Genomic DNA, 20,453 nt, shown 5'->3' on the forward strand with positions numbered 1-20,453 from the left:
CATTTCATATAGTCGGTTCGTCCCGTGACGTACAGCGAGCTCCAGGTCACCACGCATTTCTCGTTCCTGCGCGGCGCCTCGTCGTGCGAGCAGCTCGTCGCCACCGCGGCAGCGATGGGGATGCCCGCGCTCGGGATCGTCGACCGCAACTCGGTCGCGGGCGTGGTGCGCGCGCTCTATGCCTGCGACCAGGTGCGCCGCGACAGCGGGCTAGAGGTGCGCTCGATCCCGGGCTGCCGGCTCGACCTGGTCGACGGCGCCTCTCTGCTGGTCTGGCCCGAGGACCGCGCCGGCTGGTCGCGGCTGACCGAACTGCTCAGCCGCGGCAAGGCGCGCGCCGACGCACAGCGCGGCGAGAAGGGGCGCTGCTTCCTCCACTGGGAGGACGTCGCCGCGCACGCGCAGGGCCTGGTCGCCGCGCTGGTCCCGGGCCACACGCCCGACCCAGAGCCGATGCGCTGGATGGCCGACCTGTTCGGCGACGCCGGCCACGTCTGCCTTACTCACTATCGCCGCCCCGGCGAGCAATTGCGGCTGCACCGGCTGAGCGAGGCGGCGCGCGCGCACGGGTTGACCCCGCTCGCCACCGGCGACGTGCTGTACCATGCGCCCGAGCAGCGCATGCTCCAGGACGTCGTCACCGCGATCCGCGAGAAGTGCACGATCGACGAACTCGGCCTGCGCCGCGAGCGCAGCGCCGACCGTCACCTCAAGCCGCCGGCCGCGATGGCGCGGCTGTTCCGCGACCGGCCCGAGGCGCTCGCCGCGGCGGCGGCGATCGTCGAGCGCTGCACCTTCTCGCTGCGCGAGCTGCAATATCAATATCCCGACGAGCTGGTGATGAGCGGGCGCAGCGCGCAGGAAGCGCTCGCCCGCCTCTCGCGCGACGCCCTGACGCGGCTGTTCGACGCCGCGCCGCCGCCGCGCTACGCCGAGCAGCTGGAACACGAGCTGACGCTGGTCGAGCGGATGGGCTATGCGCCCTATTTCCTCACGGTCAACTCGATCGTCAGCTTCGCGCGCGGGCAGCAGATCCTGTGCCAGGGGCGCGGCAGCGCGGCCAATTCGATCATCTGTTTCGTGCTCGGCATCACCTCGATCGACCCGATCAAGCACCAGTTGCTGTTCGAACGCTTCATCTCGGAGGAGCGCAGCGAGCCGCCCGACATCGACATCGATTTCGAGCACGAGCGGCGCGAGGAAGTGATCCAGTGGATCTACGAGAGCTACGGCCACGACCATGCCGCGCTCACTGCGGTGGTCAGCCGCTTCCGCACCCGCGGTGCGATCCGCGAGGTGGGCAAGGTGCTCGGCCTGCCCGAGGACATGACCGGCGCGCTCGCCAGCCAGGTATGGGGCTGGTCGAACGAGGGCGTGCCGACCGAGCATGTCGAGGCGCTCCACCTCGACGCCGCCGAGCCGCGGCTGGCGCTCGCGCTCGATCTCGCCAAGCAGCTGATCGGCACGCCGCGCCACCTGTCGCAGCACCCCGGCGGCTTCGTGCTGACGCGCGACCCGCTCCACCAGCTCGTCCCGATCGAGCCCGCCGCGATGGTCGACCGCCGCGTGATCGAGTGGGAGAAGGCCGATATCGAGGAACTCGGCTTCATGAAGGTCGACATCCTCGGGCTCGGCATGCTGGGCTGCATGCGCCGCGCCTTCGACCTGCTCGCCGCGCACAAGAACGTCGACATGGACCTCGCCAGCCCGCCGCTGCAGGGCGACGACCCGGCGACCTACCGGATGATCCAGCAGGCCGACACGCTCGGCGTGTTCCAGATCGAGAGCCGCGCGCAGATGAGCATGCTGCCGCGGATGAAGCCCAGGACCTTCTACGACATCGCCATCCAGGTCGCGATCGTGCGGCCGGGCCCGATCCAGGGCAACATGGTTCACCCCTATCTCAAGCGCCGCGAGGGGCGCGAGACGGTGGAATATCCCAACGAGGCGCTGCGCGCGGTGCTGGAGAAGACGCTGGGCGTGCCCTTGTTCCAGGAGCAGGCGATGCAGGTGGCGATCATCGGCGGCGGCTTCACGCCGGGCGAGGCGGACGAGCTGCGCCGCGCGATGGCGACCTTCAAGCTGACCGGCGGGGTCGGGCGCTTCCGCGAGCGGCTGATCGCGGGAATGCGCGGCAACGGCATCAGCGAGGCCTTCGCCGAGCGGCTGGTGGCGCAGATCGAGGGCTTCGGCAGCTACGGCTTCCCCGAGAGCCATGCCGCCAGCTTCGCCAAGATCGCCTACGCCTCGTCGTGGATGAAATGCCACCACCCCGACGTGTTCTGCGCGGCGCTGCTCAACGCGCAGCCGATGGGCTTCTACGCCCCCGCGCAGATCGTCCGCGACGCGCGCGCGCACGGCGTGGAGGTGCGCCCGCCCTGCGTGCTGGAGAGCGAGTGGGACACGGCGCTGGTGGAGAGAGATGTGCCCGCGGCGTCCGGGGTGAGCGCGCGGCGTGGGGCTGAGGCTAGCGACGCAGGTGAGGTTGAACCCTCCTCACCTTCCCTCCCGCTCGCCCCGCTGCGGCTCGGCCTGCGCGTGATCCACGGCCTGTCGGGCGAGGACGCCGGGCGGATCCTCACCGCGCGCGCGCACGAGCCGTTCCGCTCGGTCGAGGACCTGTGGCGCCGCTCGGGCGTGCCGCTCGCGACGCTCGAGAAACTGGCGCGCGCCGACGCGTTCCACGCGCTCGGGCTCGACCGCCGCCAGGCGCTGTGGTCTATCCGCGGGCTGGGCGAGACGCCGCTGCCGCTGCTCGCCGGGATCGAGCGGCGCGAGGAGCCGGTGACGCTCGCCCGGCTCACCCAGGGCCGCGAGGTAGTGGAGGATTATCGCGCCACGCAGATGTCGCTGCGCGCGCACCCGGTCGAGTTCCTGCGCCCGCGACTCGACGACGCGCGCGTCACGCGCTGCGGCGATCTCGCCGGCAAGCATGGCAAGATGGTCGAGGTCGCCGGCATCATCCTGGTGCGCCAGCGCCCCGGCTCGGCCAAGGGCGTGCTGTTCATCACGATCGAGGACGAGACCGGGGTCGCCAACGGCATCCTCTGGCCCGATCGCTTCGAGGCGCAGCGCCGCACCGTGATGTCGTCGGCGATGGTCAGCCTGAAGGGGCGCGTGCAGCAGGAAGGCGCGGTGATCCACGTCATCGTCGAGCGAGTCACCGACCTCACCGCGATGCTTCGCTCGGTCGGCGACGTCGACCTGCCGCGGCTGGTGGCGCGCGGCGACGGCGCTACCTATCCCGGCGCGCCCGACCGCGGCGACAAGGAATGGCAGCCGCGCCCGCGCTCCGACTATCACTTCCGCGAGCGGCGCGACGACATGATCCCGATCGCCAGCCACGACTTTCACTGACTGCAACTATCTACAATCTTCGACAAGCATTTAGCGTCATCGTGCCGATGGCCGACGCGCGCCGCCCTCTCCCTCGGACGACCCGCCCTTGGCCGCTACCCTGCACCAGATCGTCTATATCAGCCGCGCCACCGCGCCGCTCTCCGACGACGCGGCGGCGACGCTGTGCCGTGCCGCGGCCGAGCGCAACCGCGGCGCCGGCATCACCGGCCTGCTGCTCCACGACGGCGCGCGCTTCATCCAGGCGATCGAGGGCGACGAGGCCGCGCTGCGCGCGCTGATGGCACGGATCACGCGTGACCCGCGCCACCACGCGATCGGCTTTGTCAGCGACAGTCCCGTTGCCGCGCGCCAGTTCGGCGACTGGGGGATGGACTATCGTCGCGTCGACGACATCCCCGCCGCGGCCGACTTTCTCACGACGGTCAAGCGCGCGCTCGCGGGGGTTGACGACCCCGGCCTGCTCGCCGCCTTCATCGGCTTCGCGGTGATCGGGCGCGGGGAGCGCCGCCGCGGCTTTGTCCCGCGCTGAGACGGCGGACCGTGCCGCGTCCCGGCGACCGTCCCAACCCACAGCAAATTAGCTTGAACTTTCCGGTGCTTTGCAACATCGCCCGGCGGCGCGACCCCGGCCCCTGGCCGCCGCGGACGCGATCGCAGCCGGGACGCAGGGTAACAGAACGGATGAGCACGGGCTCCGATCGTCGAGGCACGCATGCCGGCGCTTAAGCCATCGCGTCGCGCGCGGCAGCTGCTCGGCCTGCTGCGACACCCGGTCGAGCAGGTGCGGCTGCGACGCGCCATGTCGCGCGCGCGTCGCGTCGGCGTCGCCGCGTCCAAGGGCGCCGGCGCGCGTCATGGGTCGTTCAAATATGTCGGCGCCTATCTCGCCGCCCCGCTCAGCCGCCGCCAGCGGCTCGCCGCGCTGATCCACCATCATGACTTCGTCGCGCGCCACGCCGCGGCGCACGGCGATACGCTGTGGCGGGCGCCGTTCACTCTGTGGGAGCGACACGACGAGGAGGGTCGCCACCATGCGCTGCTGCTAACCCCCGCGCGGCTGGCGCCGATGGAGGGTGAGGTGGAGCTCGCCTTCCTGCTCGACGGGCAGCGGCTGTTCACGCTGACCTTCGCGCTGGTGAGCGGCGCGCTGATCGGCGCCGCGGACGTGCCCGTGCTGCTCGTCGGCGGGCTGCAGGGCGGCTATCAGGTGCGCGAGGAGCTGCGCTACGCCGCGCGCGCGAACGGCGAGATCGCCGCGCCGACGCTGCTGCTGCTCGCCGCGGCGACGCTGGCAGAGGCGCTCGGCGCGGCGCTGCTGGCGGGCCCGTCGAACCGGACCCAGGTGGCGGCAGGCTATGTCGTGGACGGACGATCGAGCTCGCTCGACTATGACGAGCTCTGGGCCAAGCTCGACGGCGAGCGCACCGCCGCCGACTTCTTCCTGGTCGACCCGCGCCGCGAGGAACCGGAGGAGGGCGAGGTCTCGGGCAAGCACCGCTCGCGCACACGGCGCCGCCGCCGTATGCGCGCCGCCCTTCGCGCCGAGATGCTCGCCGCGCTCGCGGCGGCGACGGGGCGCACCGATCTCGTCGCGGCACCTCTGTAGAGAAGTGCGGCGCTTAACCGGGGTGGCGCAGTATAATGTAAGATTTACCCTCGCCTCGGGTCGACTCGTCCGATTGACTTAGTCAATGCGAAAGCGCAGCGTCTTGCTCGTTCCAGCGTCAACACTGGAGGCGATCATGACAGAACAGCGTCAACACGAGCTCGACGAGTCCGAATCGGCGCGCGTCACGCGTCTGTCGAGCGAGATCAAGGAGCGGCTCGACGAATTGGCCACGATCTTCCGCGGCGCCGTCGGGCTCGGCGAACTCCCCGAGGGCGCGCTCAAGTTCGAGGCCAAGACGGTGAAGCGCGGCGAGCGCCGGCTCCAGACGGTCGAGCTGATCTGCGACTGCAGCGAGTGCGGCTGCATCACCACCTTTCCGAACGGCCGTGTCCTGGTCGAATGGCCCTGCGGGACCGCGGGCTGACGCAGACGACTATCGCCCTTCCCGCCCGTAGCGCTGTTGCAGCGCACGGGTGACGCCGTTGGTCCAGCCGAAGCCGTCCTGCGTCGGATACTCGCCGCCGCCGCCGGCGCGGCTCTCCTCGACGTCATATTTCTCGAGCAGCTTGCCCGAGGCGCGATACTCGCGCTCGACCGTGGCGAGAAAGCGCGTGCCGATCTGCCGCGCCACGCGCTCGGCGCCGTAGCGACGCAGCCCCTCCACCGCGATCCATTGCAGCGGCGCCCAGCCGTTCGGCTTGTCCCACTGCTGCCCGGTCCCCGCGGCGGTGGTGCGCAGCCCGTTGGCGGCGAGCAGGTCGCGCTCGATCGTCTGCGCGACTCGTGCGCCGCGCGAGCGCGACGCCACCTCGGTGAACAGGGGATAGACGGTCGCCGCGGTGACGCCGGCGCGCAGCCGCGCGGCGGCGAGGTCATAGTCGCCGTAGCGGCCGTCGCGCTCGCTCCACAGCCAGCGCTCGATCGCCCGCTGGCGCGTCGTCGCGGCGCGCTCGAACGTCGCCGCGCAGGGTCGCGCCAGCGCCCGACAGCGGGCGGCGATCGCGCGCTCCATGCCGTAGAGCAGGCTGTTGAGATCGGCCGGAACGATCCGGGTGGTGTCGATCGTCGGCAGCGTCCGCCCGTCGGCGAACCAGCGCGAGCTATAGTCCCAGCCGCTCTCCGCGCCGGCGCGCAGGTCCTGGTAGACGCGCGGGTCGCCCCTACCGGTCGCGACATCCTCGCGGTAGCTCTCGTCGCGCGGAGTCGACTTGCCGTCGCCGTAGTGTTGGAGGCGTGCGCCGTCGGGCATGGTCGCGGAGCGCTGCTCGATCCAGAAACGATGCTCGGCGAGCAAGGCGTCGAGCCAGCGCGTCTGGGTGGCGCGGTCGACGTCGCGCACCAGGCCCATCATCAGATAGAGGAACGGCGGCTGCGAGCGGCTGACGTAATAGGTCCGCGTGCCGTTGGGGACGTGGCCGTAGCGCTCGACGAGCGAGACGAAGTTCTCGATCATGTCGCGGGTGAGTGGCTGCTGGCCGTCGGCCTCCAGGCCGAGCATCGTGAAATAGCTGTCCCAGTAATACATCTCGCGGAAGCGCCCGCCCGGCACGACATACCGGTGCGGCAGCGCGAGCGCGGAGGAACCCGGCGGCGGGCTCAGCGGCGGCCTTGTGAGCTGCGGCCACAGCGCGCGAATGTGCTCGGCCAGCGGCGGCCGTGCCGCGCTGGGAAGCGGGGTGCGGCCCGGCTCGGGCACGTCGAAGTTGGCGAGCACGAAGGCGCGCAGCCCGGCATCGTCGAGAGCACCGGCGCTGGCATAATCGGCCATGATCGCGGCGGGGCTGCGCTTCGGCGTGGCGTCGGCGAAGGTCTTGCCGTCGGGGAAGAGCCGGCGGCGCTGCACCTGGTCGAACAGCGCGCCGAACAGCTCGGCCGGCGAGGCGGGATAGGCGCGAGCCGTCGCGGCAGGAGCGGCGGGCGCGGAGATCGCGGCCGTCGTCTGGGCAGCAGCGACGGCGGACAACAGCGCGAGCGCCAGCCCGGCGGCCACCATGGTGCTCTCGCGCACGCGGGAGCGCGGGCGATCCGCACGTCGCGGCCCGAGGTATCGCTTGGCGCTGGGCTCCTGCCTTCGCAGGAGCACGGCGCGGGAGAGGGGAACGTCGGCGCTCCTGCGGCAACCGCGCGCCGCCGACCCGCCAACGTCCCGACCGCTCACTCCACCACCTGCTCGATCGCGCCGAAGATGGTGTGGTGGCGATCGTCCTCGGCCCAGATCCGCACCGTGTCGCCGCGGCGCAGGAACGGCGTGGTCGCCCCGCCGCCGCGCAGCGTCTCCACTGCGCGCTGCTCGGCGATGCAGGAATAGCCCACCCCGCCCTCGCCGATCGGGCGACCGGGGCCGCCCTCGGCGTCGCGGTTGGAGACGGTGCCCGAGCCGATGATCGTGCCCGCGCCGAGCCGGCGGGTCCGCGCCGCGTGTGCGATCAGCGCGCCGAAGTCGAAGGTCATGTCCTCACCCGCCTCGGCACGGCCGAACGGCTGGCCGTTGCGCTCCACCATCAGCCGGCGGTGGAGCTTGCCGCCCTGCCACCACGCGCCGAGCGACTCGGGGGTCACGAACACCGGCGAGAAGGACGAGGCGGGCTTGGACTGGAAGAAGCCGAAGCCCTTCGCCACCTCGTCCGCAATCAGCCCGCGCAGCGACACGTCGTTGGTCAGCCCCACCAGCCGGATCAGCCCGAGTGCGGCGTCGCGTGTCGTGCCCTGCGGCACGTCGCCGGTGACGACGACGACTTCGGCCTCGAAGTCGGCGTCCCAGCTCTCGTCGGCGAGCGCGATCGGGTCGCGTGCGCCGAGGAAGGAGTCCGACCCGCCCTGATAGAGCAGGGGATCGTGCCAGTAGCTCTCGGGCAGCTCGGCGCTGCGCGCCTGCCGCACCAGCGCGACATGGTTCACATAGGCCGAACCGTCGGCCCATTGGTAGGCGCGCGGCAGCGGCGCGGCGGCGTCATGCTCGTGGAAGCGCGCGCGCGGGATCGCCTCGTTGCGCAAGTCGGTGGCGAGCAGCTCGAGCGTGGGGGCGACGCGCTCCCAGTCGTCGAGCGCGGCCTGGAGCGTGGGACAGAGGTGCGCCGCGTCGGCGTACCAGGCGAGGTCGTCCGAGACCACGACGAGGCGACCGTCGCGCCCCTCTTTCAGGCTGGCGAGTTTCATGCGCTGCTCCTCTCCGCATCAGGCGTATCGCGGAAGCGCGCGGCGCGCCACCCTCGCGCCCGCGCCGATCACCCCGCCAGCAGCGCGCGCACCTTGCCCGCCAGTGCCTCCATCGCGAACGGCTTGGTGAGCAGCCCCATGTTGGGCGCGAGCTGCCCGCCGCCGATCACCGCATTCTCGGCGTAGCCGGTGATGAACAGCACCTTCAGCGCGGGCATCAGCGCCAGCGCGGCGTCGGCGACCTGGCGGCCGTTCATCTGGCCGGGCAGGCCGACGTCGGTCACCAGCAGGTCGGGCCGCGCGCCCGCGCCGAGCAGCCGCAGCGCCGCGGCGCCGTCGCCCGCCTCCAGCGTGGCATAGCCCAGCCCGGCAAGCACCTCGACCACCAGCATGCGGATCGTCGGCTCGTCGTCGACCACCAGCACCACCGGCGTGCCCTGCGCCGCCGGCGCCTGGTCGAGCGGCAGCGCCGCCTCCTCCTCGCCGCCGGCGTCGCCGTAATACCGCGGCAGATAGATGCACAGGGTCGTCCCCTGCCCGACCTCGCTGTAGATCCGCGCCTGCCCGCCCGACTGGCGCGCGAAGCCGTAGATCATCGACAGGCCCAGCCCGGTGCCCTCGCCCAGCGGCTTGGTGGTGTAGAAGGGGTCGAAGGCGCGCGCCTGCACCTCGGGCGTCATGCCCGTGCCGGTGTCGCTGACGCAGAGCGAGAGATACTGGCCGGGCGGCAGGTCGCGCTCACGTCCCCCTCTCTCGTCGAGCCAGCGGTTGGCGGTCTCGATCGTGATCCGCCCGCCCTCGGGCATCGCGTCGCGCGCGTTGATGCACAGGTTGAGCAGCGCGTTCTCGAGCTGGTTGGGGTCGACCAGCGCGTCCCACAGCCCGGCGGCGCCGACCACTTCCAGCGTGATCGCCGGCCCGACGGTGCGGCGGACCAGATCCTCCATGTCGCTGACCAGCCGGTTGACGTCGGTCGGGCGCGGGTCGAGCGTCTGGCGGCGCGAGAAAGCGAGCAGCCGGTGAGTCAGCGCCGCCGCGCGCCGCGTCGCGCCCTGCGCCGCGGTGACGTAGCGATCGAGCTCGGCGACGCGGCCCTGCGCCACGCGCACCTGGATCATCTCCAGCGCGCCCGAGATGCCGGTGAGCAGATTGTTGAAGTCGTGCGCCAGCCCGCCGGTGAGCTGGCCCACCGCCTCCATCTTCTGCGCCTGGCGCAGCTGCTCCTCGGCGCGCATCAGCTCGGAGGTGCGCGCCTCCACCTCCTGCTCGAGATGCGCGGTGAGATCGGCCAGCTCCCGCTCGGCGCGGCGGCGCTCGACCGCGTCGCGTGTGCGCTCGGCCACCTCGCGAACGAACGCCTGTTCCTCGTCGGTCCATCGACGCGGGTGCGCGTGGTTGAGGTACAACAGCGCGACGAAGCCGCCCTGCTCGGTCACCGGCATGTTGATGAACGACATGGCGGCGAGCTGGCGCAGCCCCTCCGCGGTGTCGCGCGTACGCGGGTCGAGCCGCACGTCCTCGATCGCGACGGTGACGCCGCGCTTCAGATCCTCGATGTACGAGCCATAGTCGCGGAAGTGCAGTACCGCGGGCAGCGGATCGATGCCCGGCCCGCAGAAGGCGCGTTCGGTGGTGATCGTCTCCGCCGCCGCGTCGACGACGCCATAGCCGGCGCGGCTGACGTCGAGGGCGCGGCCCAGCACCTTGGCGGCGGCGAGCGCGAGGTCGCCGGCGTCGCCGGGCTCGCGCAGCCGGTCGCCCAGCTCGACCAGCGCGGCGAGGCGCAGCTCGGCGCGCTTGCGCTGGTCGATGTCGAAGCTGACGCCGGGGAAGTGGACCGGCGCGCCCTCGGCATCGCGGTCGACTCGCCCCTGCGCCGCGACCCAGCGCGTCCGTCCGTCCGCGTCGACGAGGCGGTACTCGGCCTCGAACGGCGCACCGCTGGCGATGCTGTGATCGATCGCCTCACGCACGCGCGGCAGGTCGTCGGGATGGATGCCGCCGAAGAAGTCGGCGATCGGCGCGCCGTCGCGCGCCAGCTCGGGGGCGACGCCGTACAGCGCGGCGAAGCCGATATCGGAGGTGACGCGATCGGCGCGGATGTCCCAGTCCCAGCGCCCGATGCTGGGCGCCTCGGCGGGCGCGCGTGGGCGCGGCGTCGATACGGGTGGTTGGGTCATGTCAGAGAGGCTGCTCGGGGAAGGTCACCCCCGTCCAAACACCATCATGGGCCAGGGGTTCAACGCCGCGACCTTGACTTTTTGCTGCACCTGCGCCATCTGCGCCGCATCGAGACGTATGCAGCGTGATCGGGCCCTCGCGGGTTCAGGCTCCGTCCCGGTTGTTGTTTCAGGGCTTCCCAAGTCACGCGGGGCGTCATTCTCCCCCCGCCACCCGTGCGTCCCCGTGGCGCGCGGTGGGCCTGTTTCGCAGGATTCTCACATGTCATTCTCCCATCTCGGCCTGGCCGAGCCGCTCGTCCGCGCGCTCGAGGCCAAGGGCTATAGCGAGCCCACCCCCATTCAGCGCGACAGCATCCCGCTGCTGCTCGAGGGCAAGGACCTGCTCGGCATCGCGCAGACCGGCACCGGCAAGACCGCGGCGTTCGTGCTGCCGTCGATCCAGCGCCTGTCCGAGGCGAACAAGCGCGTGCTGCCGACGCACTGCCGCATGCTGGTGCTGGCGCCGACGCGCGAGCTCGCCAGCCAGATCGCCGAGTCGGCGCGCGGCTACGGCCAGTTCTCCAAGATGTCGGTGGCGACCGTGTTCGGCGGCACCAGCATCGCCAAGAACCGCAACGACGTCGCGCGCGGCGTCGATATCCTTGTCGCCACGCCGGGTCGCCTGATCGACGTGATCGAGCAGGGCTTCCTCAACCTGTCGATGCTCGAGATCCTGGTGCTCGACGAGGCCGACCAGATGCTCGACCTCGGCTTCATCCACGCGCTCAAGAAGATCGTGCGCATGCTGCCGCGCAAGCGCCAGTCGCTGTTCTTCTCGGCGACGATGCCGCCGTCGATCCGCCAGCTCGCCGACCAGTTCCTGACCGATCCGGCGACCGTCTCGGTGGTGCCGCAGTCGACCACCGCGGAGCGCGTCGACCAGTCGGTGATCTTCTGCAACCAGACCGAGAAGCAGGCGCTGCTCACCATCCTGTTGCGCGAGACCAAGATCGACCGCGCGCTGGTGTTCACGCGCACCAAGCACGGCGCCGACCGCGTCGTGAAGTTGCTCGCGGGCAACGGCATCGCCGCCAACGCGATCCACGGCAACAAGTCGCAGCCGCAGCGCGAGCGCGCTTTGGCGGCGTTCAAGGCGGGCGAGGTGCCGATCCTGGTCGCCACCGACATCGCCGCGCGCGGCATCGACGTCTCGGGGGTGAGCCATGTGTTCAACTTCGAGCTGCCCAACGTGCCCGAGCAGTATGTCCATCGCATCGGCCGCACCGCGCGCGCCGGGCGCAGCGGCGAGGCGATCGCCTTCTGCGCGGACGACGAGCGGCCCTACCTCAAGGACATCGAGAAGCTGACCCGCCAGAAGGTCACCCAGGCCGCGCTGCCCGAGGACTTCCTGCGCCGCGCCGAGCAGCTCAAGAGCGAGCGCGTAAAGGCGATCGGCGCGGACCCCGCGCCGCGCGAGGACCGTCCGCGCGGCGGGCGCCCGCCGGCGCGCCCCAAGGCGACGCATGCGCCGCGCCCGACCGCGGGTTCGCCGCAGGGCCGCAACTACGCCAACGCGAGCGCCGGTCCGGCGGGTGGCAACGGCGGCGGCAACCGCCGTCGTCGCGGCGGCCGCGGCCGGGGTGCCGGCGGCGGTGCGGGAGCGCCCGCGGGCCGGTGAGGCGAAAGTGACGTTCTGAGAGGTGAGTCGATCATCCCCTGCGAGGGGAGTGCGGGCTTTGGCTTGCCCCTCAGCAAGCCAAGATCGTGTCCGGGGGACACGATCTCGCCCGCACTGGCAGGCCGAACGCCTGACGAAGGAGCGATCCGGCCGGTGAACGTCGACGGACTCACCAGCGGCGATACCCCTCCGTCGCGCTACGCGCGCCACCTCCCCTTGCAGGGGAGGATTCATGAAGGTGCCCGCTCCCGCTATTTCGCCGCTTTGCGCAGCGCCAGCCGCACCAGCGCGTCGAGCCCGGCGCTCGCGCCCAGCTCCTCTTCCGCTGCGGCGACCGCGGCGCTCGCCTCGGCGGGGCGGAAGCCGAGGTTGAGCAGCGCCGACACCGCGTCGGCGCTCGCCCCCGCGGGCACCACCTGCGCCGCCGCGGCGGGGCCGAGCGCCACGCCGCCGACCTTGTCCTTGAGCTCGCGCACGATCCGCTCGGCCAATTTCGGGCCGACGCCGTTGGCGCGCGCGACCGTCGCTTTGTCCTGCGCCATCACCGCGCGGCTGAGATCGTTGGGCTCGAGCGCCGAGAGGATCGCCAGCGCGACGCGCGCGCCCACCCCCTGCACGCCGGTGAGCAGCCGGAACCAGTCGCGCTCGGCCGCGCTGGCGAAGCCGACCAGCCGCAGGAAATCCTCGCCCACCAGCAGCTCGGTGTGGACGAGGCAGGCCTCGCCCGCGGGCGGCAGCGCCGCGAGCGTCCGCGCCGAGGCGCCGACGAGATAGCCGACCCCCGCGACCTCGATCACCGCGTGGTCGATCCCGGTCGACGCGACCAGCCCCTTGAGATGCGCGATCATGCGCGCGGCGTTAGGCGATGCCGGGCCAGCCGTCGATGGGGGTGACGATCGACCGCTCCCTCGGTCGGCTCCAAGGGGCCGATCGCGCCCCACGTTCTCCCACCACCGTCATCCCGGACTTGGTCCGGGATCCACTCGTCCGCATGAGCGACGCCTCTTGCGTATGCGGCACGGTGGATCCCGGAACAGGTCCGGGACGACGGAGCGAGAGAGACGGTCGCCCCCCTCAGAAGCCCGCGGTGATGGTGGCGAACACCTGACGCGGCGCGACCGGGAAGAAATTGTACGTCCCGCTCGCGGCGCCGATGCTGATCGTGCTGGCGCCGCGCTGGTCGGTGATGTTGGTGACGTTGAGGCTCACCCCCAGCTTCTTCGCCAGCCCCTCGCCCGACAGCGGCATGTCGAAGCCGACGCGGCCGGACAGCGTGAAATAGCCCTTCACGCTCAAATCGTTGGTATAAGTGGCGTAGCGCTTGCCGATATAGTCGCCGATCAGCTGCAGCTCGACGCCGTCGGTGCGCAGCGTGGCCACCGTCTTGTTGAGCCACTCGGGCGAGCCCGGCACCTTCTTACCCGCGGTCGGCACCACCGTCTGCGCCGCGCCGACGGTGTAATCATTGTCGTAGCGCGAGTTGTTGTACGAGACCGCGTTGTACAGCGAGACCGTGTCGCCGAAGCGCAGCGTGCCGGCGACGTCGACGCCATCGGTGGTCACGCTGCCGACGTTGGCGAGGATGGTCGCGCCGCTCGCCACCGCGCTGATCGTCTGGGTCGGGCTGACGCCCAGCAGCCGGTTCGAGAAATCGACGTGATAATAGCTGATCTGGCCCTCGAAGCCGGTGATCGGGCCGAGAGCGAGCGCGCGGCGGGTGCGCACGCCGCCCTCGTAGGTCCAGCTCGTCTCGGGCTTGGTCTGATCCTTGAACGCTTCGAACAGCGTCTGGCTGCCCAGCGCGAAGGGCGACAGGCCCGCCGCCGCGCTCGTCTGGAACTGGCGGATGTTCTTCTGCGCGTTGACGAACACCTGCTCGCTCGCGGTGACGTCCCAGAGCACGCCCGCCTGGGGCAGGAACCATTCGTCGGTGTTGAGGCGACCGACCGGCAGTTCGCGCGAGCCGGTGAACGAGCCCGGGATCGGCTGCACCGGCACCGCCTGGCGCGCCTTCTGGAAGGTGCTCTTGAAGCCCGCCTGCACCAGCAATGTCGGCACGACCTGCCACGCGTCCTGGATATGCGTCTGGATCTCCTCGACGCGCACCTCGCTGCCGTACTGCGTGATCAGCGGGTCGGCGTAGCTGTTGGGACGGCGGTAGACCGAGCTGGGGTCGTTGATGTCGAAGGCGTACCAGCGGCGATAGCTCGATGAGCTCTGCCGCTCGTACCAGCCGCCCAGCTCGATCTGATGGTTGCCGAGCTCGATCTTGAGCGTCGACAGGCCGCCGTAGCGATCGATGCGATATTCGGTGGTGCGCGTCGCCAGCCCTGAATTGCCGAAGATCGTCGACAGCCGCGCGAGGTTGGTCGGCGAGGTCGGGCTGCTGCCGGCCGCGCCCGGGTAATAATAAGAGAACAGCAGCGGCAGGCCGGCGGCGGTGATCGGGCCCGCGATGATGCCGACGCCGTCATTGTGGTGGAAATACACCTGGTTCGACCAGGTCACCCGGTCGGTGGCGCGCCAGTCGTATTTGGCGTAGCCGAGATAGTCGGTGCGCAGCGCGCCGCCGTAATAGTTGCTGTAGTTGCTGCCCGCCGCGGCATAGCTGGGCGCGCCGTTATAGGCATATTGATTGTTGAAATACTTCAGCGTGTTGGCCAGGTCCGAGTAGAGGAACGGCCGGATATAGGGCTGGAACGCCTGGTTGGCCGCGACCACGGTGGCGTCTTCGTTGGGCTCGGTCTTGTCCGAATAAGCGAAATAGGCGGTCAGCTTGCCGTGGCTGTCGTCGTGCACCAGCTTGGCATTGCCCTGCCAGCCGTTCTGGTAACCGTTGAAGTCCCACGCCCGCGCGCGCTGGCGCACGCCCGAGACATAGAGCCGCGTGTTCTGCCCGATGTCGCCGCTGTCGAGGCGGAGATAGGAGCGTGTCGCCTGGTAGCTGCCGACGGTCTGCGCCGCGGTGAGGCCGAAGTCGGCGCGCGGGTCGCTCGAGAAGGTGTCAATCGTGCCGCCGAGATTGCTGGTCGAGGCAGTGCCGAGGTCACCCGCGCCCGAGGCCAGCGTGACGCGGCCGACGTTCTCCGAGATGATCGCGCGCTGCGGGCTCAGCCCGTTGTAATTGCCGTATTGCTGATCGCCGAGCGGGACGCCGTCGAGCGTGTAGCCGAGCTGCTGCGCGTTGAAGCCGTGGATGAAGAGCGAGATGTTCTGCTCGTTGTTGCCCCACGGATCGGCGGTCAGATAGGTGACGCCGGGCAGCGTCTGCAGCGCCTTGAGCGGGCTGATGCCGGGCAGGATCTTCTGGATCTCGACGTTGCCGATCTGCGTGACCGAGCGGGTCACCGCGCCGGTGACGACGACGTCGGTGGCGGCGTCGGTCGCCGCCTGGTCCGCTTCGGTACCGGGCGCCGGGTCCGCGGGCGCGGCGGCGGTCGCGGGCGCGACGCCCGTGCCGTCGCGCACGATCTGCGAGTCCTGCGCCGCGGCAGGCGCCACCGGAAGGGCAAGCGCGGCCGCGCCTGCGAGCAGCATGGTACGGTTCATGTGATCGTTCCCCAGCAGGCGCTGATCCGCCCGTCTGTGGCGCGCTGTGGGAGCGTCATCTTGCGGCGCGATGACGTTACTGGGTCAGTTCAATGACATGCGGGGGGAGGTGAGTGGGGCAATGGCTCTCTCTCGTCCCTAGCTCTTGGAGACGGTACGAAAGTGCGGGCTGGCCGCATCAAGATCCTCCCCTGCAAGGGGCGGTGGCAGGCCGCAGGCCTGACGGAGGGGTGACCCGGCCGGCGAGGGTCGCTGGAGTCACTACCGGGGACGCCCCTCCGTCAGCGATGCGCGCTGCCACCTCCCCTTCCAGGGGAGGATTGAGCCTCCCTCACACCGAAGCGGTGATCGCCTTCAGGTCGACGATCGGGCGCGCGCCGAAATGCTGGATCACCTCGGCGGCGCAGATCGCGCCCAGCGTCAGCGATGCCTCGAGCGACTTGCCGCGCGCCTGGCCGAACAGGAAGCCCGCCGCGAAAAGGTCGCCCGCGCCGGTGGTGTCGACCACCTTGTCGATCGGCTGCGCCGGCACCGTCACGCGCTCGTCGCCCGCGATCGCGGTGGCGCCGCGCTCGCTCAGCGTGACGACGACCAACGGCACCTTCTCCCTCACCGCCGCGATCGCCGCCTCGACGTCGCCCGTCTCGGTCAGCGACATGATCTCCGCCTCGTTCGCGAACAGCAGGTCGATCAGCCCGGCGTCGATCAGCTCGTGGAAGGCGGCGCGGTGGCGGTCGATCACGAACTCGGCGGAAAGGGTGAAGGCCACCTTGCGCCCCGCCGCGCGCGCGACGTCGATCGCGGCGCGCATCGCCGCGCGCGGCTCCTCCGGATCCCACAGATAGCCCTCGAGATAGAGGTAGCGCGCGTCCGCGATCAGCGCGCGGTCCAGCGCCGCCTCGGGCAAATAGTGCGAGGCGCCGAGGAAGGTGTTCATCGTGCGCTGCCCGTCGGGCGTGACGAAGATCAGGCAGCGGCCGGTGGTCGGCGCGCCGGCGCGCGCGGCGGTGTCGAAGCGGATGCCCGCGGCGCGGATGTCGTGCGCGAAGACGTCGCCGAGCTGGTCGTCGGCGACCTGGCCGATGAAGGCGCAGGACGCGCCCAGCGCCGCCATGCCTGCGATCGTGTTCGCCGCCGAGCCGCCCGACACTTCCTGCCCCGGCCCCATCTTGGCGTACAGCGAGTCCGCTTCCTCGGGCGAGAAGACCAGTGCCATCGCTCCCTTGGTCATGCCGTTCTCGGCGACGAAGGTGTCGCTCGCGGGCGAGAGGATGTCGACGATGGCGTTGCCGATCGCGACGACGTCGTAACGGGGTTCGGTCAAGGGGAAGATCCTGCTGTCCGGGAAAGCGCCCGCCTATCCGCCGCCCGCGGCTTGCGCAACCGCGGCGCAGGGCGCATCGCTGCGCGACGATGCTGCGCGCGCTGCTGCTCTCGATCGGTCAGCTCGGCGACCCGCCGGTGCTGCGCGTGCTGGCGCAGTCGCTGGCGGTGACGCTCGCGCTGTTCGCGGCGCTGGCGCTCGGCCTGTGGTGGCTGGTCGACGCCGCCTTGGCGGGTTGGGCCTATCACGGCGCGATGGCGGGGCTGGCAGCGGCGGTGGTGACAGCGCTGGCCTTCTGGCTGCTGTTCCGCGCGATCGCGATCCTGGTGGTCGGGCTGTTCGCCGACCGCATCGTCGCGGCGGTCGAGCGGCGCCACTATCCCGCGGCGGCGACGGAAGCGCGCGACGTGCCCCTGGCACGCGGGCTGACGATGGGCCTCGGCTCGGCGACGCGCTTCGTCCTGGTCAACCTGCTGCTGCTGCCGGTCTATCTCGCGCTGCTGGTCACCGGGATCGGCACCGCGGCGCTGTTCTTCCTGGTCAACGCGTGGCTGCTCGGGCGCGACCTCGGCGACATGGTGGCGGCGCGCCACCTGCCGCGCGCGGCGATGCGAGACTGGCGCGCGGCGACCGGCGGACGGCGCCTCGTGCTGGGGCTTGCCGGCACCACGCTGTTCGTGGTTCCGCTGCTCAACGTCCTCGCCCCCGTGCTCGGCGCGGCGATGGCGACGCACCTGTACCACGGAGCCCGTCGATGATCCCGTCCCGCCGTGTCGCCGCGCTGCTCCCCGCGCTCGCGATCGCCGGTTGTACCGCGACGGCGCCCGCCACCGCGCCGCGGCCGCAGCCGGTCGCGGCGGCGCTGCCCAGCGTGGGGCTGGAGAGCGTCATCGGGCAGGACGCCACCGCGCTGGTGCGCAGCTTCGGCCCGCCCGACGCCGACGTCCGTGAGGGCACCGCCCGCAAGCTGCAATTCTCCAGCGCGATCTGCATCCTCGACGCCTATCTCTACCCGCCCAGCGGGGGCAGCGGCGAGGCCAAGGTGACCTGGGTCGACTCGCGCCAGCGCGACGGCCGCTCGATCGACCGCGCCAGTTGCGTGGCGGCACTGGCGCGACGCGACGGGGGGAAATAGCGCGGGTCGGTCGTAGAGCGCGAGAGCTAGGGCTTACCTCACCCTTGCGGCGCAAGCAGATCCTCCCCGGTACGGGGGGTGGATCAGCCGCAGGCTGGTGGAGGGGGGCTTCAGCAGGCGCTGCGCTGCGGGGAGAGCCCCCTCCACCCCCGACCTTCGGCCGGCGCCCCCCTCCCCGCCAAGCGGGGAGGATCGGTCTGGAGCACGCACGCGCGCGAGCAGCCATCCCTTCCCCGCTGGCCCTGGCGCGCGCGCTCGCCTAGGCTCGGCCGCGACAAGGGGGCGTCGGGTGGCGGATAACGGGATCGCGGTCAGTGCCGAGGCGCTGGTGAAACGCTACGGCGCGCGGCGCGTGGTCGACGGCGTCGATCTGGTGGTACCCGAAGGCGCGATCTACGGCGTGCTCGGCCCGAACGGCGCGGGCAAGACCACGACGCTGCGCATGCTGCTCGGCATCATCGAGCCCGACTCAGGCCGGCGCCGCCTCCTTGGCAGCGACGCCCCGCGCGACGTCGGCGACCGAGTCGGCTACCTGCCCGAAGAGCGCGGGCTGTATCCCTCGATGACCGCGCGCGAGGCGATCGCCTTCATGGGCGCACTGCGCGGGTTGGAGTGGCGCACCGGCCGCGCGCGCGCCGCCGAGCTGCTCGAGGCGGCCGGGCTGGGCCACGCGATCGACGGCAAGATCCGCAAGCTCTCCAAGGGCATGGCGCAGCTGGTCCAGCTGCTCGGCGCGGTCGTGCACCGCCCTGACCTGCTCGTGCTCGACGAACCCTTCTCCGGGCTCGACCCGGTCAACCAGGAGCGGCTGGAAGCGCTGATCCGCGCCGAGCAGGCGCGCGGCGCGACCATCCTCTTCTCCACCCATGTCATGCAGCACGCGCAGCGGCTGTGCGACCGGCTCGCGATCATCGCGCGCGGGCAGCGCCGCTTCGAGGGCACGGTCGACGAGGCGCGCGCTTTGCTGCCGCAGCACGTCCATTACGTGCCGCACCGCGCCGACGCGGCGATCGCCGCGCTGCTCCCCGCCGACGCGCGCGGCGACGGCGAGGGCTGGCGCTTCCAGCTGCCTCCCGACGGGATCGAGGCGGTGCTCACCCGGCTGATCGCGGCCGGGCACGGCATCGCCGGCCTGTCGATCGAGCGCCCGGGGCTGCACGAGGCGTTCGTGCGGGTCGTCGGCGAGCAGGAGGCGCGCGCGTGACCCAGCTTCGTCGCCAGCTCCGCCAGACGCTGACGATCGCGCGCCGCGACTTCGTCGCCACCGTCTTCACCCCGATCTTCCTGCTGTTCCTGTTCGCGCCGCTGATCATGGCGTCGTTCGGCGCGGTTGGCGGCATGGGGGCGGCGAGTGCGTCGGACAGTTCGGCCGCGCGCACCCGGCTGGTGGTGCTGCTGCCCGCGACGGCGGCGCGGCGCGTGCTCGACGCCGACGCGCGCTGGCGACCGCTGCTCGCCGGCGACTCGCGCCAGCCACAGATCGAGGCGCGCGTCCCCGCCGCCGACGCCGCGCGCCAGGCCGCCGCGACGCTCGCCGCGGGCGCGCACGGCCGCGATACGGTCGACGTCGCCGCGGTGCTCTACGGTTCGCTCGACCGCCCCGCGGTGCTCTACGCCGCGGGCAACCGCGGCGGCGCGCGCTATCTCGCCGGCCTCGCGCGCGACGCCGCGCTGGCCGAGCGCGCCGGCACCGCGCCCGCGGCGGCGACGCTCACCGCGGTGCGGACCAGCGCGCCGTCGCAGGGCGTGCGCAAGGCGACCGGCTTCTTCGCGGTCTTCGGCATCTTCTTCCTCACGCTGTTCCTGTCCGGTCAGGTCGCCGGCACGATGGCGGAGGAGCGCAACAACAAGGTGATCGAGGTGCTCGCCGCCGCGGTGCCGCTGGAGAGCGTGTTCCTGGGCAAGCTCGTCGGCATGTTCGGCGTGGCGGTGCTGTTCGTCACCTTCTGGGGCGTGGTGATCAGCCAGCTCGGCGCGCTGTTGCCCGGCGACATCGGCGATTCGCTGCGCACGCTCGCACCCGCGGTGGGCGGCGGCATGTTCGCTCTGCTGTTCGGCGGCTATTTCACCATGGCCTATCTGCTGCTCGGCTCGGTCTTCCTCGGCGTCGGCGCGCAGGCGGCGACGATGCGCGAGATCCAGATGCTGTCGCTGCCGATCACGATCATCCAGGTGGCGATGTTCGCGCTCTCCTCGGCGGCGGTGTCGCATCCGGGCAGCTGGGTGGCGACGATCGCCGAGCTGTTCCCGCTGTCCTCGCCGTTCGCGATGGCCGGCCGCGCGGCGAGCGACTCGGCGCTGTGGCCGCACGCCGCCGCGCTGGCCTGGCAGGCCTTGTGGGTGGCGATCTTCATCACCGTCGGTGCGCGGCTGTTCCGTCGCGGCGTGCTCCAGTCGGGCAGCCCGACGCCGGCGTGGAAGCGGCTACTGCGACGGCGCTGAAACGGCCCGGCGGGAACCGTATACGGCATCCTCGCTGT

The 20,453-nt window shown here is 71.4% G+C and carries 15 protein-coding genes; 9 read left to right on the forward strand and 6 right to left on the reverse strand.

The features are described 5' to 3' along the window. Positions 1-24 precede the first annotated feature (24 nt). The 4 genes from KZ820_RS07730 (at position 25) to KZ820_RS07745 (ending at position 5,393) form a co-directional block, all read left to right on the forward strand. Complete coding sequence (locus KZ820_RS07730; protein ID WP_219747953.1) at positions 25-3,357, forward strand: error-prone DNA polymerase; 3,333 nt, start codon at positions 25-27, stop codon at positions 3,355-3,357. 88 nt (positions 3,358-3,445) lie between these two features. Beyond that, positions 3,446-3,889 carry a BLUF domain-containing protein gene (locus KZ820_RS07735; RefSeq protein WP_219747954.1) on the forward strand — a complete coding sequence of 148 codons (444 nt, stop codon included), beginning with the start codon at positions 3,446-3,448 and terminating at the stop codon, positions 3,887-3,889. Positions 3,890-4,072: 183 nt separating this feature from the next. Further along, entirely contained in the window at positions 4,073-4,966 is an 894-nt protein-coding gene (locus tag KZ820_RS07740) for a DUF535 family protein (RefSeq protein WP_219747955.1), read from the forward strand. Between the two features lie 136 nt (positions 4,967-5,102). Further along, entirely contained in the window at positions 5,103-5,393 is a 291-nt protein-coding gene (locus tag KZ820_RS07745) for a hypothetical protein (protein ID WP_219747956.1), read from the forward strand. A 9-nt stretch (positions 5,394-5,402) separates the two neighbouring features. Here KZ820_RS07745 and treF read toward each other — a convergent pair whose 3' ends face one another. The 3 genes from treF to KZ820_RS07760 form a co-directional block, all read right to left on the reverse strand. Continuing rightward, the gene (treF, locus tag KZ820_RS07750) at positions 5,403-6,977 is read right to left on the reverse strand and encodes an alpha,alpha-trehalase TreF (protein WP_308462156.1); all 1,575 of its coding nucleotides are present in this window, start codon (positions 6,975-6,977) and stop codon (positions 5,403-5,405) included. A gap of 146 nt (positions 6,978-7,123) precedes the next feature. Continuing rightward, the gene (locus tag KZ820_RS07755) at positions 7,124-8,125 is read right to left on the reverse strand and encodes a fumarylacetoacetate hydrolase family protein (RefSeq protein WP_219747957.1); all 1,002 of its coding nucleotides are present in this window, start codon (positions 8,123-8,125) and stop codon (positions 7,124-7,126) included. A gap of 68 nt (positions 8,126-8,193) precedes the next feature. Beyond that, positions 8,194-10,305 carry an ATP-binding protein gene (locus KZ820_RS07760; protein WP_219747958.1) on the reverse strand — a complete coding sequence of 704 codons (2,112 nt, stop codon included), beginning with the start codon at positions 10,303-10,305 and terminating at the stop codon, positions 8,194-8,196. A gap of 262 nt (positions 10,306-10,567) precedes the next feature. Here KZ820_RS07760 and KZ820_RS07765 point away from each other — a divergent pair, with 262 nt between their 5' ends. Beyond that, positions 10,568-11,965, forward strand: coding sequence for a DEAD/DEAH box helicase (locus KZ820_RS07765; RefSeq protein WP_219747959.1), 1,398 nt, complete (start codon positions 10,568-10,570; stop codon positions 11,963-11,965). A 251-nt stretch (positions 11,966-12,216) separates the two neighbouring features. Here the strand turns inward: KZ820_RS07765 and ruvA are convergent, their stop codons facing one another. From ruvA to KZ820_RS07780, 3 genes are all read right to left on the reverse strand, one after another. Further along, positions 12,217-12,813 carry a Holliday junction branch migration protein RuvA gene (gene ruvA, locus KZ820_RS07770; protein WP_219747960.1) on the reverse strand — a complete coding sequence of 199 codons (597 nt, stop codon included), beginning with the start codon at positions 12,811-12,813 and terminating at the stop codon, positions 12,217-12,219. A gap of 226 nt (positions 12,814-13,039) precedes the next feature. After that, positions 13,040-15,514 (reverse strand): TonB-dependent receptor, encoded by a 2,475-nt coding sequence (locus tag KZ820_RS07775; protein ID WP_219747961.1) that lies wholly within the window; start codon positions 15,512-15,514, stop codon positions 13,040-13,042. Positions 15,515-15,845: 331 nt separating this feature from the next. Next, positions 15,846-16,838 (reverse strand): adenosine kinase, encoded by a 993-nt coding sequence (locus tag KZ820_RS07780; protein ID WP_219747962.1) that lies wholly within the window; start codon positions 16,836-16,838, stop codon positions 15,846-15,848. A gap of 89 nt (positions 16,839-16,927) precedes the next feature. On the opposite strand from KZ820_RS07780, the gene KZ820_RS07785 reads away from it, so the two are divergent. The 4 genes from KZ820_RS07785 to KZ820_RS07800 all read left to right on the forward strand — a co-directional run bounded on the left by KZ820_RS07785 (position 16,928) and on the right by KZ820_RS07800 (position 20,415). Next, positions 16,928-17,596 carry an EI24 domain-containing protein gene (locus tag KZ820_RS07785; protein ID WP_219747963.1) on the forward strand — a complete coding sequence of 223 codons (669 nt, stop codon included), beginning with the start codon at positions 16,928-16,930 and terminating at the stop codon, positions 17,594-17,596. After that, positions 17,593-17,973 carry a hypothetical protein gene (locus KZ820_RS07790; RefSeq protein WP_219747964.1) on the forward strand — a complete coding sequence of 127 codons (381 nt, stop codon included), beginning with the start codon at positions 17,593-17,595 and terminating at the stop codon, positions 17,971-17,973. The genes KZ820_RS07785 and KZ820_RS07790 overlap by 4 nt, the downstream gene beginning before the upstream one ends. A 289-nt stretch (positions 17,974-18,262) precedes the next feature. Further along, complete coding sequence (locus KZ820_RS07795; protein ID WP_219747965.1) at positions 18,263-19,177, forward strand: ABC transporter ATP-binding protein; 915 nt, start codon at positions 18,263-18,265, stop codon at positions 19,175-19,177. Further along, on the forward strand, positions 19,174-20,415 hold the full coding sequence (locus tag KZ820_RS07800; protein ID WP_219747966.1) for an ABC transporter permease: 1,242 nt from the start codon (positions 19,174-19,176) through the stop codon (positions 20,413-20,415). Before KZ820_RS07795 ends, KZ820_RS07800 begins: the two co-directional genes overlap by 4 nt. Positions 20,416-20,453 lie beyond the last annotated feature (38 nt).

The sequence above is a fragment of the Sphingomonas citri genome (assembly GCF_019429485.1).
Taxonomy (GTDB): domain Bacteria; phylum Pseudomonadota; class Alphaproteobacteria; order Sphingomonadales; family Sphingomonadaceae; genus Sphingomonas; species Sphingomonas citri.